The 16,638-nt window shown below is 71.2% G+C and carries 17 protein-coding genes; 8 read left to right on the top strand and 9 right to left on the bottom strand.

The window, feature by feature from the left end; all coding sequences use genetic code 11:
- Position 1 precedes the first annotated feature (1 nt).
- From DAE25_RS10040 to DAE25_RS10010, 7 genes are all read right to left on the bottom strand, one after another.
- The gene (locus DAE25_RS10040) at positions 2 to 526 is read right to left on the bottom strand and encodes a tripartite tricarboxylate transporter TctB family protein (protein WP_107766075.1); all 525 of its coding nucleotides are present in this window, start codon (positions 524 to 526) and stop codon (positions 2 to 4) included.
- Positions 523 to 1,521 (bottom strand): tripartite tricarboxylate transporter substrate-binding protein, encoded by a 999-nt coding sequence (locus DAE25_RS10035; protein ID WP_199907524.1) that lies wholly within the window; start codon positions 1,519 to 1,521, stop codon positions 523 to 525. The genes DAE25_RS10040 and DAE25_RS10035 overlap by 4 nt, the downstream gene beginning before the upstream one ends.
- Positions 1,522 to 1,658: 137 nt before the next feature.
- Positions 1,659 to 3,965: a heavy metal translocating P-type ATPase gene (locus DAE25_RS10030; protein WP_199907523.1), complete on the bottom strand. Its 2,307-nt coding sequence runs from the start codon at positions 3,963 to 3,965 to the stop codon at positions 1,659 to 1,661.
- On the bottom strand, positions 3,937 to 4,869 hold the full coding sequence (locus tag DAE25_RS10025; protein ID WP_107766072.1) for a hypothetical protein: 933 nt from the start codon (positions 4,867 to 4,869) through the stop codon (positions 3,937 to 3,939). The genes DAE25_RS10030 and DAE25_RS10025 overlap by 29 nt, the downstream gene beginning before the upstream one ends.
- The gene (locus DAE25_RS10020; RefSeq protein WP_107766071.1) at positions 4,866 to 5,075 is read right to left on the bottom strand and encodes a heavy-metal-associated domain-containing protein; all 210 of its coding nucleotides are present in this window, start codon (positions 5,073 to 5,075) and stop codon (positions 4,866 to 4,868) included. Before DAE25_RS10020 ends, DAE25_RS10025 begins: the two co-directional genes overlap by 4 nt.
- 10 nt (positions 5,076 to 5,085) lie before the next feature.
- Complete coding sequence (locus DAE25_RS10015) at positions 5,086 to 5,376, bottom strand: metal-sensitive transcriptional regulator (protein WP_056887889.1); 291 nt, start codon at positions 5,374 to 5,376, stop codon at positions 5,086 to 5,088.
- A gap of 16 nt (positions 5,377 to 5,392) precedes the next feature.
- Positions 5,393 to 6,160: a glycerophosphodiester phosphodiesterase family protein gene (locus DAE25_RS10010; protein WP_107766070.1), complete on the bottom strand. Its 768-nt coding sequence runs from the start codon at positions 6,158 to 6,160 to the stop codon at positions 5,393 to 5,395.
- A gap of 185 nt (positions 6,161 to 6,345) precedes the next feature.
- On the opposite strand from DAE25_RS10010, the gene DAE25_RS10005 reads away from it, so the two are divergent.
- The 6 genes from DAE25_RS10005 to DAE25_RS09980 all read left to right on the top strand — a co-directional run bounded on the left by DAE25_RS10005 (position 6,346) and on the right by DAE25_RS09980 (position 12,739).
- Complete coding sequence (locus DAE25_RS10005; RefSeq protein ID WP_107766069.1) at positions 6,346 to 7,503, top strand: LLM class flavin-dependent oxidoreductase; 1,158 nt, start codon at positions 6,346 to 6,348, stop codon at positions 7,501 to 7,503.
- On the top strand, positions 7,500 to 8,153 hold the full coding sequence (locus tag DAE25_RS10000; protein WP_107766068.1) for an FMN reductase: 654 nt from the start codon (positions 7,500 to 7,502) through the stop codon (positions 8,151 to 8,153). The genes DAE25_RS10005 and DAE25_RS10000 overlap by 4 nt, the downstream gene beginning before the upstream one ends.
- A gap of 69 nt (positions 8,154 to 8,222) precedes the next feature.
- Positions 8,223 to 8,690 (top strand): SRPBCC domain-containing protein, encoded by a 468-nt coding sequence (locus DAE25_RS09995; protein ID WP_107766067.1) that lies wholly within the window; start codon positions 8,223 to 8,225, stop codon positions 8,688 to 8,690.
- Between the two features lie 200 nt (positions 8,691 to 8,890).
- Complete coding sequence (locus tag DAE25_RS09990) at positions 8,891 to 9,316, top strand: VOC family protein (RefSeq protein WP_107766066.1); 426 nt, start codon at positions 8,891 to 8,893, stop codon at positions 9,314 to 9,316.
- A 237-nt stretch (positions 9,317 to 9,553) separates the two neighbouring features.
- Positions 9,554 to 11,152, top strand: a complete 1,599-nt coding sequence (locus DAE25_RS09985; RefSeq protein ID WP_107766065.1) for an MFS transporter — start codon at positions 9,554 to 9,556, stop codon at positions 11,150 to 11,152.
- Positions 11,153 to 11,473: 321 nt separating this feature from the next.
- Complete coding sequence (locus tag DAE25_RS09980) at positions 11,474 to 12,739, top strand: HNH endonuclease signature motif containing protein (RefSeq protein ID WP_107766064.1); 1,266 nt, start codon at positions 11,474 to 11,476, stop codon at positions 12,737 to 12,739.
- Between the two features lie 33 nt (positions 12,740 to 12,772).
- Here DAE25_RS09980 and DAE25_RS09975 read toward each other — a convergent pair whose 3' ends face one another.
- The gene (locus DAE25_RS09975) at positions 12,773 to 14,293 is read right to left on the bottom strand and encodes an SDR family NAD(P)-dependent oxidoreductase (RefSeq protein WP_199907522.1); all 1,521 of its coding nucleotides are present in this window, start codon (positions 14,291 to 14,293) and stop codon (positions 12,773 to 12,775) included.
- 66 nt (positions 14,294 to 14,359) lie between these two features.
- A complete protein-coding gene (locus DAE25_RS09970) occupies positions 14,360 to 15,028 on the bottom strand; it encodes a response regulator transcription factor (protein ID WP_107766063.1) in 669 nt (222 codons plus the stop codon).
- 70 nt (positions 15,029 to 15,098) lie between these two features.
- Here DAE25_RS09970 and DAE25_RS09965 point away from each other — a divergent pair, with 70 nt between their 5' ends.
- On the top strand, positions 15,099 to 15,998 hold the full coding sequence (locus DAE25_RS09965; RefSeq protein ID WP_234410964.1) for an ABC transporter ATP-binding protein: 900 nt from the start codon (positions 15,099 to 15,101) through the stop codon (positions 15,996 to 15,998).
- Positions 15,995 to 16,630 carry an ABC transporter ATP-binding protein gene (locus tag DAE25_RS09960; RefSeq protein ID WP_056889313.1) on the top strand — a complete coding sequence of 212 codons (636 nt, stop codon included), beginning with the start codon at positions 15,995 to 15,997 and terminating at the stop codon, positions 16,628 to 16,630. The genes DAE25_RS09965 and DAE25_RS09960 overlap by 4 nt, the downstream gene beginning before the upstream one ends.
- Positions 16,631 to 16,638 lie beyond the last annotated feature (8 nt).

The raw sequence follows: 16,638 nt of genomic DNA, 5'->3' as shown, positions 1-16,638 counted from the left end.
GTCAGCCCCCCAGCCAGTCGCCGAGGATGGGCAGCCGCAGCTGCAGCGCGAACACGAAGACCCCGAGGCACAGCGCCGTGAGGCCGATCGCGATCACCGCGGCCCGACCGGGCCGGGTGCCGTGGCCGGCGAGGGCGGCCAGGAAGGTCGTCACCAGCAGGCTGGGGCCGAGCCCCAGTCCGCCCACGGTGAAGCCGAAGAACATGATCGCCCCCACGAGCAGGCCCATGCGCTGCCACGGGATGGGGCCGCGGTCGGCGTTGGCCACGGTCGGGTCGACGCCGCGGAACGACGCCACCACGATGACCAGCCCCAGGAAGGTGAGGAGACCTCCGAGGGCGATGGGGACGTAGCCGGAGCCCATCCGCAGGGCCGTGCCCACGTCGTACTGCGACCCGCCGATGGCGAACGCGAGGCCGAACGCGACGAAGGTGGCGCCCGCCATCAGGTCAGGCAGCGACGGCCCGGACCGTTCGCCGCCGAGGCGCCCGGCGTGGTCGCCGGGCGCCGCAGGGCTGGTGCTCATTCGCCGGAGACCCCGGCGTCCTCGATGATCGGCGTCCAGAGGTCGATCTGCTCCTCCAGCTTGGCCGTGTGCGCGTCGGGCGTCGCCTCGTCCTCGGTGACCGGGGTGGTGCCCAGGTCGGCCATCTGGTCGATGACGTTCTGGTCGGTCAGCGCGACCTGCAGGGCGGCCGTGAGCTTCTCGACGATCTCGTCCGGGGTGTCGGCCGGGACGTACAGGCCGTGCCACACGCCGACCTCGAGCTCGGGCAGGCCGGCGTCGGCCGTGGTGGGCAGGTCGGGCAGCGCCTCGACCGGCTCGGGCGTGGTCACGGCGTAGCCCTTGATGTCACCGGACAGGATCTGGCCGGTGGTGTTGGTGGTCTGGTCGCACATGAAGTCGACCTGGCCGCCGACCAGGTCGGTGAGCGCCGGGCCGGTGCCGTCGTAGGGGACCTCGGTCAGGTCGACCCCGACGGCCTCCTCGAAGAGCAGCCCGCAGAGCTGCGACGCGGCGCCGATGCCGGCGTTGGCCAGGGTGACGGTGTCGGCGTTGTCGCCGACGTAGGTCACCAGGTCCTCGAGCGTCTCGGGCTCGAAGTCGTCGCGGGCCACGATCGTCATGGGCACGTCGGTGACGAGACCGATGGTCTTGAAGTCCTCGAGCGGGCTGTACTCCAGGTCGGGGTAGAGCGCCGGCGCGGTGGACATGCCGATGTGGTGCATCAGCACCTGGTAGCCGTCGCCGTCCTCGCCGGCCACCTGGCCGGCCGCGACGGTGCCGCCGGCACCCTCGACGTTCTGCACGATGATCTGCTGCCCGAGCTCCTCCGACATCGGCTCGGCGATCAGCCGGGTGACGGTGTCGGTGGGGCCGCCGGCCGAGAAGGGCACCACGAAGGTGATGTCTTCCTCGGGGAAGGCCGCGGGGTCGGCGTCGCCTCCGCCGCACGCGGCGAGCGAGAGGACCGCGAGGACGGCGAGGGACGTGACGGGCGTGCGCATGCGCCTGGGCATGGTGGCTCCTTCGACAGGGGATGTGGCTCACGTCACACCTTGGAGCCGCCGTGCCCGGGGGTCGACGTTGTGCACCTTGTGTTCACGGGCCGGTGCCCCTGGGGGTGGGGCGCACCGCCCGCGCGGTGCTCCCGGACTCAGCGCACGGCCGAGCGGAACCCCCGGAGTCGCAGGCTGTTGGTCACCACGAAGACGCTGGAGAAGGCCATCGCCGCGCCGGCGAGCATCGGGTTGAGCAGCCCGGCCGCGGCGACCGGGATGGCCGCGACGTTGTAGGCGAAGGCCCAGAACAGGTTGCCCTTGATGGTGCCCAGCGTGCGCCGGGAGAGCCGGATCGCGTCGGCCGCGACCCGCAGGTCGCCGCGCACCAGCGTCAGGTCGCTGGCCTCGATGGCCACGTCGGTGCCGGTGCCCATGGCGAGGCCGAGGTCGGCCTGGGCGAGGGCGGCGGCGTCGTTGACGCCGTCGCCGACCATCGCGACGACCCGGCCCTCGTCCTGGAGGCGCTTGACCACGTCGACCTTGTCGGCGGGCAGCACGTCGGCGATGACGTGGTCGATGCCGACCCGGTCCGCGACCGTGCGGGCGGCCGCCTCGTTGTCGCCGGTGAGGAGGTACGGCGTGAGGCCGAGGTCGCGGAGCATCCGCACCGCCTCCGCGGAGGTCTCCTTGACCGTGTCGCCGACGACGACGATGCCGGTGACGGCCCCGTCCCAGCCGACCTCGATCGGGGTGCGGCCGTCGGTGTGGGCCCTGGCGACGGCGGTCCGGAGCGGGTCGTCGCCGGGGTGGTTGCCGAAGTCGCCGCCGGGCTCGTCGCCGGGGTCGCGCGCCGACTGGCGGCGTACGACATCGGAATCCTCCGCGGGACTGTCGGCCGCCGCCAGCTGCGGCCGGCGGGCGAAGACTTTGCGCCCGTCGACGGTGCCGGTGACCCCGACCCCGCCGGTGGCGACGAAGTCGGTGACAGTCGCGTCGGACCCGGCGTACGCCGCGACGGCGCGCGCGATCGGGTGCTCGGACGCCTGCTCCAGCGCGCCGACGAGGCGGAGCAGCTCCTGCTCGTCGACCCCGCGTGCGGCCGCGACGGCGTGGACGGTCATCTCGCCGGTGGTGACGGTGCCGGTCTTGTCCAGCACGACGGTGTCGACGCGGCGGGTGGACTCGAGGACCTCGGGTCCCTTGATCAGGATGCCGAGCTGGGCGCCCCGGCCGGTGCCGACCATCAGCGCGGTCGGCGTCGCGAGCCCGAGTGCGCACGGGCAGGCGATGATCAGCACCGCCACCGCCGCGGTGAAGGCCGCCGACGCGCCGGCACCCGAGCCGAGCCAGAAGCCGAGGGTGGCCACGGCCAGGCCGATCACGATCGGGACGAAGATCCCGGAGATGCGGTCCGCGAGGCGCTGCACCTGGGCCTTGCCGTTCTGGGCGTCCTCGACGAGGCGGGCCATCTGCGCCAGCTGGGTGTCGGAGCCGACCCGGGTGGCCCGCACGACGAGGCGTCCGCCGGCGTTGACGGTCGCTCCGACCACGGTGTCGCCCGGTCCGACCTCGACCGGGACGGACTCGCCGGTCAGCATGCTGCGGTCGATCGCCGAGCTGCCCTCGGTGACCTCACCGTCGGTGGCGACGGCCTCGCCCGGGCGTACGACGAAGTGGTCGCCCACGGCGAGCTGCTCGATCGGGACACGCACCTCGGTGCCGTCGCGCAGCACCGCGACCTCCTTGGCTCCGAGCTCCATGAGGGCGCGCAGGGCCGCGCCGGACTGGCGCTTGGCCCGCGACTCGAGCCACCGGCCGGCCAGGATGAAGGTCGTCACCCCGGCGGCGGCCTCGAGGTAGATGTTGGCGGCGCCGTCGGTGCGGTCCACGGTCAGCTCGAACGGGTGGGTCATGCCCGGCGTCCCGGCCGTGCCGAGGAAGAGGGCGTAGAGAGACCAGCCGAAGGCGGCGAGCACCCCGACCGAGACGAGGGTGTCCATGGTGGTCGCGCCGTGGCGCAGGTTGGTCCACGCGGCCCGGTGGAACGGCCACGCGCCCCACACCACGACGGGGGCGGCCAGGGTGAGCGAGAGCCACTGCCAGTAGTCGAACTGCCAGGACGGCACCATGGCCAGCGCGACCACGGGCACGCTCAGCACCGCGCTGATGACGAGCCGGTCGCGCAGCGGGTCCCGCTCGGGGACGTCCTCGACCGCGGCTGTCGCGCCGGGAGGCGGCGGCAGCGCGGCGGCGTACCCGGCCTGCTCCACGGTGCGCAGCAGGTCGTCGGTGCTGACCGAGGTCGGGTAGGAGACCTTGGCCTTCTCGGTCGAGTAGTTGACGGTGGCGGTGACGCCGTCGAGCTTGTTGAGCTTGCGCTCGATGCGGTTGGCGCACGAGGCGCAGGTCATGCCGGTGATCGCGAGCTCCACGTCAGTGGCCATCGGAATCCTCCTCCCCATGCTCGTCGGCCTGGTCGTCGGTGTGGTCGTCGGCGGGCGCGTCCGGCCCGTTGCTGCGGACGGCGAGCTCCGCGGTGCGGACCACGCCCTCGTGCTGGAAGTCGAAGAACAGGCGGTAGCCGCCCGCACTGGGCACCTCGACCGCGAACGGGACCTCCGGGCCGGCGTCGCCGTCCTCGGGGTGCACGTGGAGGTAGGCCAGGTCGCCCTCGCGCAGCGCGACCAGGTGGCCGTAGGCGCCGAGGTAGGGCTCGAGGTCGGTCACCGGCTCGCCGTCGCGGCTGACCCGGACGGCGACCGCTCCGTCGTCGAGGTCGCCCACCAGGTCGACGGTGTAGCCGTCGACGGTGTCGGTCGTCCGGTTGCCGGAGTGCGGCGCCGGGGTGAAGCGGCCGGCCACCTCGACGTCGGTGCCCAGCGTCAGGGCCGGCCCCCCGGTGGGGGTGAAGTCGGCGAAGACCCGCCACGTGCCGGGCGTCAGGTCCACGTCGGTGGTCCAGGTGCCGTCGGCGGACATCATCGGGTGGACGTGCTGGTAGCCGGAGAAGTCGCGGCGTACGACGATGAGGTGCAGGTCCTTCTCGTGCTCCTCGTCGTACGCCGTCACGGCAGCGCCGTCGGGGCCGGTCACCGCGAAGCGCAGGGTCGCGCGCCCGGGGGTGAGCCCGCTGGTGGGCAGCTCGAGGGTGTAGCCGGCCTCGCTGACCTGGAGCCCGCCGGGGACGTCGGTCGCCGCGGCCGCTGAGGCGGAGGCCGCATCGTCGTGCGTGTCGCCCGTGTGGGTGTCGGTGGCGACCTCGACGGGATCGACGCGGTCCTCGACGAGGCGGCCGATGCCCCACGCCGTACCGAAGACGACGGCGAGCGCGGTGACGAAGAGCGCCACCCGCACCGGGGTGCTCATGCCAGCTGGTAGCCGGCTTCCTCGACGGCGGCGCGGACGGCCTGCTGCTCGAGGGGCTGGCTGCTCGTGACAGTGACGGCGCCCGAGTCGAGGACGACGTCCACGGTCTCGACGCCGGGGATCTCGCTGATCTCCTCGGTGACGCTGGCGACGCAGTGGCCGCAGGTCATGCCGGTCACGGTGAAGGTCTGGGTGTCGGTGGTCATGGGGTCCTCCTCAGGACTTCACGAGCCGCGCGATGGCCGCGCTGGCTTCCTTGAGCTTGGCCTGCTGCTCGTCGCCGCCCTCGCGGACGGCCTCGACGACGCAGTGCTCCATGTGCTCGTCGAGCAGGGCCAGGGACAGGGACTGGAGGGCGCGGGTGACGGCGGAGACCTGGGTGAGGATGTCGATGCAGTACTGCTCCTCGTCGACCATCCGGTGCAGCCCGCGGACCTGGCCCTCGATGCGCTTGAGACGCTGGAGGTGCTTGTCCTTGGTGCCGTGCGCGACGTAGCTGTGTTCCATGCCTCCGACCGTACCCCTAGGGGGTATAGGTAAGCAAGGCCCCGCGCGCGACGAGCACCTCCCGCAGCAGGTCGGGGCGGTCCGTGATGATCCCGTCCACTCCCGCGTCGAGCAGCATCTCCATGGTCGGTACGTCGTTGACGGTCCACACGGCGACCCGGACGCCCAGGGCGTGCGCCTGCTCGACGATGCGCTCGGCGTACACCGGAAAGCGGCCCAGCCGGTAGGGCACGTGCGCGAAGCTGCCGCACGCGACGCGGGCGGGCGTGCGCGCACCCGACCGCGATGCCGCGATCAGGGCGGTGAGGTTGCGCCAGCCCAGCGCCGTAGTCACCTCGGGCACCTCGGCCTTGAGTCGCAGCAGGCGCCGCGACCAGGCGCCGGCCACGCAGACCCGCGCGGCCCAGCCGGGGTTGGCCGTGAGCAGGGTCGCCATCGCGTCGACCGAGCGCTCGTCCTTGAGGTCGATCGCCCACCTGGCCTGGGGGAGGGAGTGCATCGCCTCCGCCAGCGTCGGCACCGGCTCACGTCCGTCGACGCGCAGTCGTCGTACGTCGACCAGGTCCAGGTCCGCGATTGACCCGCGCTCGCCGGTGGTCCGCCGCAGGGTGGCGTCGTAGAAGCAGACGAGCTCGCCGTCGCGCGTCGTACGGACGTCGGTCTCGAGGTGGCGCACGCCCAGGGCGATCGCCCGTCCGAAGGTCGCCAGGGTGTTCTCGGGACCGAGCGCCATGCCACCGCGGTGCGCGATGGCCAGGGGGCCGGGCTCCTCGCCGTAGGTCACGACTTCAGCATGGGTCCGCACCCGCCGCGCGGGAGGCCGCGGGACGGCTCGGGCGGCACTGTTCACGCAGGCTTCGTCCCGGACCCCCCGGCCGTGCCTGCGCGGAATACTCGGCGGCCACCCGCCGTTACATGTCGTACAATCTTCAATCAGATCGGTTGGAGCAGAAGCACCAGGAGGCAGTCATGCAGTTCGGCATCTTCAGCGTCGGCGACGTGACGCCCGACCCGACGACGGGACGCACCCCGAGCGAGGCCGAGCGCATCGAGTCGATGACCCGCATCGCGCTCAAGGCCGAGGAGGTCGGGCTCGACGTCTTCGCGACCGGCGAGCACCACAACCCGCCCTTCGTGCCGAGCAGCCCGACGACCCACCTGGGCTTCATCGCCGCCAAGACCGACAAGCTGCTCCTCTCCACGTCCACGACGCTGATCACGACCAACGACCCGGTCAAGATCGCCGAGGACTACGCGATGCTCCAGCACCTCTCCGGTGGCCGCATCGACCTGATGATGGGCCGCGGCAACACCGGCCCGGTCTACCCGTGGTTCGGCAAGGACATCCGCGACGGCATCAAGCTCGCCATCGAGAACTACCACCTGCTGCGCCTGCTGTGGCGCGAGCCGGTCGTCAACTGGCAGGGCCAGTTCCGCACCCCGCTGCAGGGCTACACGAGCACCCCGGCCCCGCTCGACGGCACGCCGCCGTTCGTGTGGCACGGCTCGATCCGCAGCACCGAGATCGCCGAGCAGGCGGCCTACTACGGCGACGGGTTCTTCCACAACCACATCTTCTGGAACAAGGAGCACACCGAGCAGATGGTGCGCCTCTACCGCCAGCGCTTCGAGCACTACGGCCACGGCAGCGCCGACCAGGCGATCGTCGGGCTCGGCGGCCAGGTCTTCATGGGTACGACGGAGGCCGAGGCCAAGCGCCAGTTCCGGCCCTACTTCGACAACGCCCCCGTCTACGGCCACGGTCCCTCGCTGGAGGACTTCTCCACGATGACGCCGCTGACCGTCGGGACCCCCGAGCAGGTCATCGAGCGCACCCTCGGCTTCGCCGACTACGCCGGTGACTACCAGCGCCAGCTGTTCCTCATCGACCACGCCGGCCTGCCGATCGACGTCGTGCTGGAGCAGCTCGAGATCCTCGGGCGCGACGTCGTGCCGGTGCTGCGCACCGAGTTCGACCGCCGCCGCCCGGCCCACGTGCCGAGCGACCCGCCCACCCACACCTCCCTCGTCGCAGCCGGGCCCGACGCCCCGCACCACCTCGTCGAGCCCGCCCGCGCGACGCTGGAGGCCGCCACCTCGACCAGCACCCAAGGAGCCACTGCATGACCCGCACCGTGGTCGTCATCACCGCCGGCCTCAGCGTCCCCTCGTCCACCCGGTTGCTCGCCGACCAGGTCGCCGACGCCGTCAGCGCCCAGGTCGGCGCGCGCGGCGAGGCCGTGCGCCTCGAGCACGTCGAGCTGCGCGAGCTGGCGGGTGACCTCGCGTCGTACATGACGAGCGGTGGCGTGCCCACCGCCCGCCTTTCCGAGGTCCGCGACCTGGTGTCGTCGGCCGACGGGATGATCGCGGTGACGCCGGTGTTCACGGCGTCCTACAGCGGGCTCTTCAAGATGTTCTTCGACGCCCTCGACACCGACGCCCTCAACGGCATGCCGGTGCTGATCGCGGCCACCGCGGGCACCGCCCGGCACTCGCTGGTCCTCGACCACGCGATGCGTCCGCTCTTCGCCTACCTGCGAGCCGTGGTCGTGCCGACGGGGGTCTTCGCCGCCACCGAGGACTTCGGCGGCACCACCGACCTCTCGGCGCGGATCACCCGCGCCGCGGGAGAGCTGGCCGGGCTCGTCGTGGGCACCGACCACGTCGCCGGCTTCGGCCCGGACGCGAGCGGACGGCGTACGACGCGCACGTCCGGCACCGACCTCGGCCCGGTGACCGACTTCGCCGACCTGCTGCGCGGGCACGCGGGCTGACCACTCGCTGATCACCCCTAGGGACCCCGGACGGTTGTCCGGGGTCCCTGTGCGAGACATGGTCGAGGAATGACTGACGACAAGAAGATCACCGTGGAGCGCACCATCCAGGCCCCGACGTCCGCCGTCTTCGACGTGCTGAGCAACCCCGAGCGGCACGCGCAGATCGACGGCTCGGGCTTCGTCAAGGGTGACGTGGGCTCCAACCGCATCCAGCAGGTCGGCGACGTGTTCACCATGGACATGACCGGCGACCACATGGGCGGCGACTACCAGACCGACAACACCGTCACGGGCTACTCGCCCAACCAGCTGCTCGCCTGGCAGACCGCCCCCGCCGGCCAGGAGCCCCCCGGCTGGCAGTGGGTGTGGGAGCTCGAGGCGGAGGGTTCCGAGGCCACCAAGGTCCGGCACACCTACGACTGGAGCAACGTCACCGACCAGGAGCTGCTCAGCAAGATCAGCTTCCCGCTGGTCTCGCAGGCGGACCTGGAGAGCGCGCTGACGAACCTCGACCAGGCGGTCACGGGCTCCTGATGAGTCCCGTCCGGATCCGTCCCGTGGGCGGACTCCCCGGATGCCTGGTGATGATCCTGGTGTCGGTCCTGCTCTCGGTGCTGCTGACGCTGGTGCTCAACCTCCTCGCCCGCTGAGGATCCCTTGTTCTTCCCGTCGACGCTGGGGTCACCGACTCGTAGGTTGGTCGGTGACCCCACATCGTCGGCAAGGAGAGCGCCATGACCAGCCTGCTCAACCCCTACGTCAACGTCCTCGACGGCAAGGCCCGCGAGGCCCTGGAGTTCTACCAGTCGGTGCTTGGCGGCGACCTCACCGTGATGACCTTCGGCGACATGGGCACCGAGGGCCCGCTCGCCACGCAGGTGATGCACGGCCAGCTCGAGACGCCCGCCGGCTTCACGCTGATGGTCGCCGACGCGCCGCCGGAGATGACCCAGGTGACCATGGGCAACAACATCTCGATCAGCCTGTCCGGCCCGGACGAGGACGGCGACGCCCTGCGCGGCTGGTTCGCCGGGCTCGCCGAGGGTGGTCAGGTGCCCCAGCCGCTTGAGGCCGCTCCCTGGGGAGACCAGTTCGGGATGCTGGTCGACAAGTTCGGCATCAACTGGATGGTGAACGTCGCGGGCGCGCCGCAGGGCTGAAACTCGGCCGCGGGTGGGCGCCCAAACCGCCCAGAATGACGCTGGCCCGACACGCACCGATCTGCGCGGGTGCCACTGGGATGGACCTCAACGTGCGGGTCCAATCCCGTGCCGCCGCACCGGAACCTGAGCGCGCCGCTGCGACCACGCCGGTCTCTAGACGATGTGCCATCCGGTCATCCATAACGGATGAGGTGCTGGCGAGGCCCGAGGGCGAGGGTGTGGGTGGGAGGTCCTATGAACGAGGACACGAGTGCTGATGCTTCTTCGGAAGGCCCGCACAGTTCCCGGCTGGCCATGCTGCTGGCCGCGGCCATGTTTGTGCTCGTTGTCGACACGTCGCTGATGAACGTCTCGATCTCTGCGGTGGTCGATGATCTCGACACGACGGTGAGCGGCGTGCAGTCCGCGATCGCTCTCGAGGCGTTGGTTTCGGCCGCGTTCATCCTGATCAGCAGCAAGGTGGGCGACCTTATCGGTCGCAAGCGCGCCTACGTCCTGGGCCTACTCGCCTACGCCATCGGCGCCTTGGCGATGACACTGGCCCAGAACCTGACCACGATCATCGTGTTCTGGGCGATCATCGGAGGTTTGGGGGCGTCGCTGCTTCTGCCCGCCATGCAGTCACTCATCCACGGCAACTTCGACGGATCCGCTCGCAAGAAGACCTACGCCCTGGTCGGGGCAGCCGCGGCCATCGCCGCAGCCGTAGGGCCGCTGCTCGGGGGCTTCGTCACCACCTACCTGTCGTGGCGCGTTGGCTTCCTGCTGGAAGCGTTGGTCATCGCGGTGGTGCTCGTGAACATCAAGCTGGTCCGCGACGTGGCCTACACGGGTCCTCGACAGGTCGACCTGGTGGGCGCAGCGCTCTCCGTTGTGGGCATGGGCGCAGTCGTCCTGGGCATCCTGGTCTGGCAGGAGGGCGGCGAAGCGGTGGGCGTGCTCATCGTGGCCGGCCTCGTTGGGCTCGCGGCCCTGGCGTACTGGCTGGTGCGCCGCAAGCGCCAAGGCAAGCCGACGTTGCTCGACCCGGACCTGTTCCGGTTCCCGCACTTCCGTGTCGGCATCTCGCAGCAGATGCTGCAGCAGATCACCCTCGGCGGCGCGATGATCGTGCTCCCGATCTTCTTGCAGATGACGCTCGAGTACAACGCGATGGAGGCAGGGCTCTCCCTGGCCCCGCTGTCGCTCAGCATGTTCGCAGTCGCCATGATTGCCGGCCGCAAGTCCGGCAAGCGTCGCGCCAGCAGCGTGGTCCGTTGGGGCTTCGCACTCACGACCCTGGGGATGGTCCTGATCATCCCGCTAGTCCCTCGCGCCGACTTCGGCTGGTGGCTCATCGGCCCCTTGCTCCTGGCGGGCTCCGGGCTCGGCCTGCTGGTGTCCCAGCTCAACAACTACACGTTGGCCCCCATCGCCGAGGAGCGCGTCAGCGAAGCGGCCGGAGTGAACTCGGCCGCAGGGTCGTTCGGGCTGTCGTTCGGCCTCGCGGTCGCCGGAGGACTCATGCTGGCCGCCCTGTCGTTCAGCTTCAACGAGATGACCCAGGACAGCACGGTGATCCCGGCCGCCCAGAAGGACCAGATCGCCGCGACCCTGGAGGACGACGCCCAGATCATGAGCAACACCCAGCTCGACACGCTGTTGGCTGACGAACCACAAGCAGTTCAGGCGGAGATCCGAGAGATCAACACGGACGCCCGGGATCTCTCATTGCAGATCGCCTTGCTGGTGCCTGTGCTGGCCAGCCTGCTCGGGCTGCTCAACTCGATCCGCATGGGGCGTCTCCCAGAGATCACCCCGACAGCCTCCATCGAAGACACGACTCTGGGCTGACCACCAAGACGGAACTCCCGGGGCCGAACGCCTCCTTAGGTCGCGATGGGAGAGCGCTGGCTGGCACTGTGTCTTTCCGCCGCGATTGGGCGCGGTCGAAGAGAATTCTCTATCCACAGATCCTTCGAACAGGCTTGCGAACGACATCCATCGTCGGTAGCGTTTGAGCCACGTTCCACGAAGTCACCGGGTAGTCGAATTGCCGAGCTGGTGGGGCGAGTTGCGAGGGTGAGTAATAGTCCGGGATCCGGGCCTCCAGGAGCGACGACCGTTGTGAGTCACGTACGCACGTGACGCACTGTCGTCGAGAGGAGGCCGGCCGTGGAGCACCCGATCGTGGCTGCCGTGGGCTCCGTCCGCTCGACGCTGAAGAGCGTCGGTGACGCCAACCCGACGTTCATGACCACCGATGACAAGGCCGCCGCGCTGACCGAGTTGGTCCGGGCCGAGGGTCAGCTTGCCGAGCTGCGGCTGCGGATCCTGGCCGATGCCGGTGACCTCGCGGTGGCGACCGCGACGAAGGACGCGGCCGGGTGGCTGGCGAAGGTGACCCGCACGCGATTCTCCGACGCGCGCGCAGACCTGGCCCTGGCCAAGGCGCTGGACGGTGAGCGCCAGGTGCTGGCCACGGCGATGCGGGAGGGCGACGCGACCCTGGCGCAAGCGCGGGTGATCCACCGCGTCCTGTCTGCGCTCCCCTCGCGCATCGACGCCGACACGGTCGCCAAGGCCGAGGCGCATCTCGTCGAGCAGGCCGGACACTTCGGTCCCAAGGAGCTCGGCCGACTCGGGCGACACATCCTCACGGTCGTGGCGCCCGAGATCGCCGAGGAGGCCGAAGCGCGACGGCTGGCCGAGCTCGAGGCCGCTGCCGCTGACAAGACCCGGCTGACGATGCGCCGCCTCGGTGACGGCACGACCCGGATCTCCGGCCGGGTGCCGGATGCAGCCGCCACCAGGCTGGCGACATACCTCGAGGCCTTCAGCAACCCGCGTGCCGGCGCCGAGGGGCAGCAGAACGAGGCCGACCCGTTCACGCGCCTGCCTTACCCCAAGCGGATGGGGCAGGCGTTCATCCAGTTCCTCGAGGCGGCTGACCCTCGGCGGCTGCCGATCCACGGCGGCGACGCCACCACGGTCGTCGTCACCGTCCCGCTCGCCTCCCTCAGGGCCGAGCTCGGTGCGGCCGACCTCCTCGGCTCCGGCCTGGTGCCAGGAGACGAGCTCACCGGCGACCTCATCACCGCAGCCCAGGCCCGACGCCTAGCCTGCACGGCCAAGATCCTGCCGGCCGTCCTCGGCGGCGACAGCATCCCGCTCGACCTCGGACGCGCCCGCCGGCTGTTCTCACCCGGCCAGCGCAAGGCACTCCTGATCCGCGACAAGACCTGCCGGGCAGAGGGATGTGACGTGCCGGGGACCTGGTGCGACGCCCATCACCTCGACCCCTGGTCGACCGGCGGCAGGACCGACCTCGACAACGGCGTGCTCCTCTGCAACCACCATCACCACCGGGCCCACGACCCGGCCGGTTACCGCACCGACCGCCTCCCCAACGGCGACATCAGGTTCAACCGACGCAGATAGGCCGGATTCCTCCCGCGCACGAAGCGAGGCAGATCACCAGGGCGAGGGCTGGTAGTCCTTCACGAAGCAGCCGTAGAGGTCCTCGCCCGCCTCACCCAGCACGACCGGGTCGTAGACCCGCGCCGCGCCGTCGACGAGGTCGAGCGGCGCGTGCCATCCCTCGGCGGCGATCCGCAGCTTGTCCTGGTGCGGCCGCTCGTCGGTGATCCAGCCGGTGTCGACCGCGGTCATCAGGATCCGGTCGGTCTCGAACATCTCGCCCGCCGACGTACGGGTCAGCATGTTGAGCGCGGCCTTGGCCATGTTGGTGTGCGGGTGCCCGGCGCCCTTGTAGCGGCGAGAGAACTGGCCCTCCATCGCCGAGACGTTGACGACGTACGCCCGCTGCGACGCCGCTGCCTGCGCAGCGGCCGCGAGGGCCGGCCGCAGCCGCGAGACGAGCAGGAACGGCGCGATCGAGTTGCACAGCTGCACCTCGAGGAGCTCGAGCGGGTCGACCTCGCCGACGGTCTGGGTCCACGAGTTGTTGGTCTGCGTGTCCGGCAGCAGGCCACCGGCGTCGACGGCGGTCCCGGCGAGGTGGGCGTCGAGCGAGGCGTGCCCGGCCGACAGCGCGAGCGCCGTCATGCTCGCCGCGTTGTGGGCGGCCAGGGCGGAGGCCCGCGACTCGCCCTCGTGGTGCGCGACGGCGGTGTCCGACAGGGCGCCGGCGATGGCCGCCGGGTGCGCCTCGCTGATCCGGTCGAAGGTCACCATCTCGGGCAGCACCCGGTCCTCGGGGAGCGGCGCGTGCTCGGCCTCGACCAGCGGCGCGTAGGCGCCCGGCGTACGACGCACCGTCTGGCAGGCGTTGTTGATGAGGATGTCGAGGGGACCGGCGCCCGCGACGTCGTCGGCCAGCGAGACCACCTGGGTCGGGTCGCGCAGGTCGATGCCCACCACCTTGAGCCGGTGGATCCAGTCCGCGCTGTCGGGCAGCGAGGAGAAGCGGCGTACGGCGTCCTTGGGGAAGCGGGTCGTGATCGTGGTGTGGGCGCCGTCGCGGAGCAGCCGCAGCGCGATGTACATCCCGATCTTGGCGCGCCCGCCCGTCATCAGCGCCCGCCGGCCGGTGAGGTCGGTGCGCTGGTCGCGCTTGGTGTGGCTCAGTGCGGCGCAGGAGGGGCAGAGCCAGTGGTAGAACGCGTCGACCAGGGTGAAGTCCTGCTTGCAGATGTAGCAGCCGCGGGGGTTGATCAGCTCGCCGGCGAACGCGCCGGGTGCCGTGGAGACGAGCGGGATGCCGGACGTCTCGTCGTCGATGCGCACCGGCGACCCGGTGGCTGTCAGCTCGGTGATCGCGCGGTCGTGGGCCAGCTCCTCGGCGCGCTTGCGGAGCTTGCGCTCGGCCTTGATCGACTTGTACATGTGCGACGCCGCCCGCTTGACCCGCACGTGGTCGGGGTGGTCGCCGGGCAGGTGGTGCAGCTGCTCCAGCACCCGGATGGTGGTCGCCAGGTCGCCCGGGTCGATGCCGGGGTCGAGGGCGGAGGCGGTGCCGGGCTGCTCAGTCACCGGAAGATCGTAGGCGCGCCCGAACAGCCCGGGCGATTCGCGGACCGCGCGGGGAGGGGCAGGCGATCAGGCGGTGCGCTCGCCGCCGGTGTCCTGGGCCACCGAGCCCATGACACGCACCCGGTCGGCGCGCAGCCCGTGCGCGACGCCCCACAGGACCGCCTTGGAGCGGCTGTCGACGTCGATCTTGCGGTAGCAGGACCGGATGTAGGACTTGATCGAGTTGACCGACAGCGACGTGCGGTCGGCGATCTCGAGGTTGCTCAGGCCCATCGTGATGAGGGACAGCACCTCGGCCTCGCGGGCGGTGAGGCCCTCCTCGCGACCCGGCCAGTCGCCGCCGACGAGGCGGTTGCCCTTGGGGGCGGGGGAGACGATGACCCGCCCGGAGGCCACGGCCTGCAGCGCGTCGACCAGCTGGCCGGCGGTGAGGCTCTTGGAGAGGTAGCCGGAGACGCCCTGCTCCATCGTCTCGCGGGCCAGCCAGGGCTGGAAGTTCCACGTGTAGACGACGACCTTGCCGATGCGCGGGTTGGCGAGCAGGCGGGACACGCCGGGGCCGTTGCCCTGGCCCATGCCGAACGTGTCGTAGAGCGCGATGTCGACCTCGTTGACGATGTTCTTCTGGGCAGCGAGCTCGACGATCTCGATGCGGTCGCCGTAGTTGCGCAGCATCGCATCGAGGCCACGGACGACGACTTCGTCGTCGTTGACGAGTGCAACGCGGATCACCATGGCAGCACCATACGACGGCGAGCGGGCGGTATGTTCAAATCGGTCGTTGATCAGACATGGGGGAGGCCAGGTGCAGGACCACGCGCTCGCGACGCCGATGGGCGGCGCGGCACCGTCGGCGGGCGGTCTCGGAGTCCGCTGCGAGGGGGTCGTCCACCTCTACCGCACCTTCGGCGGCCACGACGTCGTCGCCCTGCGCGGTGTCGACCTGGCGATCGCCCCGGGCGAGCGGGTCGCCTTCCTCGGCCCCAGCGGCTCCGGCAAGTCGACCCTGCTGACCCTCCTCGGCGGCATCCAGAAGCCCAGCGCCGGGCGCATCTTCCTCGGTGACGAGGAGATCTCCCGGATGGGTGAGCGCTACCTCGCCCGGATCCGCTCCCGCAGCGTCAGCACGATGCTCCAGGGCGCGACCCGCAACCTGCTGCCCTACGCCACCGCCCGCCAGAACATCGGCTTCGCCCGCCTGTCGTTGTCCGGCGCCGAGCGCCGGGACGCGATGCTCGACAGCGAGCTGCTCGGTCGCGTCGGGCTCGAGCAGCAGTCCGACCAGGTGGTCTCGACGATGTCCGGCGGCCAGCGCCAGCGACTCGCGCTCGCCTGCTCGGTGGCCACGTCGCCGCGGCTGCTGCTCGCCGACGAGCCGACCAGCCAGCTCAGCCACGAGGACCGCGACCACGTCCTCCACCTGATCCACTCGCTCGGCGACGACTTCGGCACCACGATCGTCGTGGTCACCCACCAGCCCGAGGTCGCCGCGACCTTCCCGCGCACCGTCACCATGAAGGGCGGCCGCGTCGGCTCCGAGGGCCGCGAGGGCTCGGAGTACGCCGTCGTGGGCGAGGATGGCGTCCTCCACCTGCCCGCCCACGTGGCGGCGGAGTGGCCGCCCGGCACCCTGGTGCGCTTCGAGGAGGACGAGCACGGTCGCCTGCTCGTCAGCCGCTCCGACGGAGAGGGCACCCCCGCGTGAACGACCTCGTCCTCGACCACGTGACCTACGTGGCCGGTCGCACCCTGCTCGACGACGTCTCGCTGACGTTCCCCGCCGGCCGGGTCACCGCGCTGTCCGGCCCCAGCGGCTCCGGCAAGACCACGCTGCTCTCGATCGCCGGCGGGCTGCTCGCGCCGACGTCGGGCACGGCGTCGTACGACGGCGCCTCGACGTGGACGGGCACCGGCGACCCGCGTCCCGAGGTCGCCTTCGTCCTGCAGGTCTACGGCCTGGTGCCCATCCTCTCGGCCCGGGAGAACGTCTCGATCGCGCTGCGCGCCCGGGGCGTGGCCCCCGCCGACGCCGACGAGCACGCCGAGGCCGCGTTGGCCAGGTTCGGCATCGCCGACCTCGGCGAGCGCCAGGTGGAGGAGCTCTCCGGCGGGCAGATGCAGCGCGTCGCCTGCGCCCGCGGCTTCGTGGTCGGCGCGGGCATCCTGCTGGCCGACGAGCCGACCTCCGAGCTCGACGAGGGCAACCGCGGGGTCGTCCTCACCGAGCTGCGCGAGGAGGCGGCCCGCGGCGCGGTCGTCGTCGTCGCCACGCACGACCCCGCCGTGGTCGAGGCCTGCGACGTCCACTACGCGCTCGACGAGGGCCACCTGGTGTGACCGGACCG

Source organism: Nocardioides terrigena, from assembly GCF_003047265.1.
GTDB lineage: Bacteria > Actinomycetota > Actinomycetes > Propionibacteriales > Nocardioidaceae > Nocardioides > Nocardioides terrigena.
The sequence above is the reverse complement of the archived record's forward strand: the minus strand, read 5'-3'. Positions and strand labels throughout refer to the sequence as shown.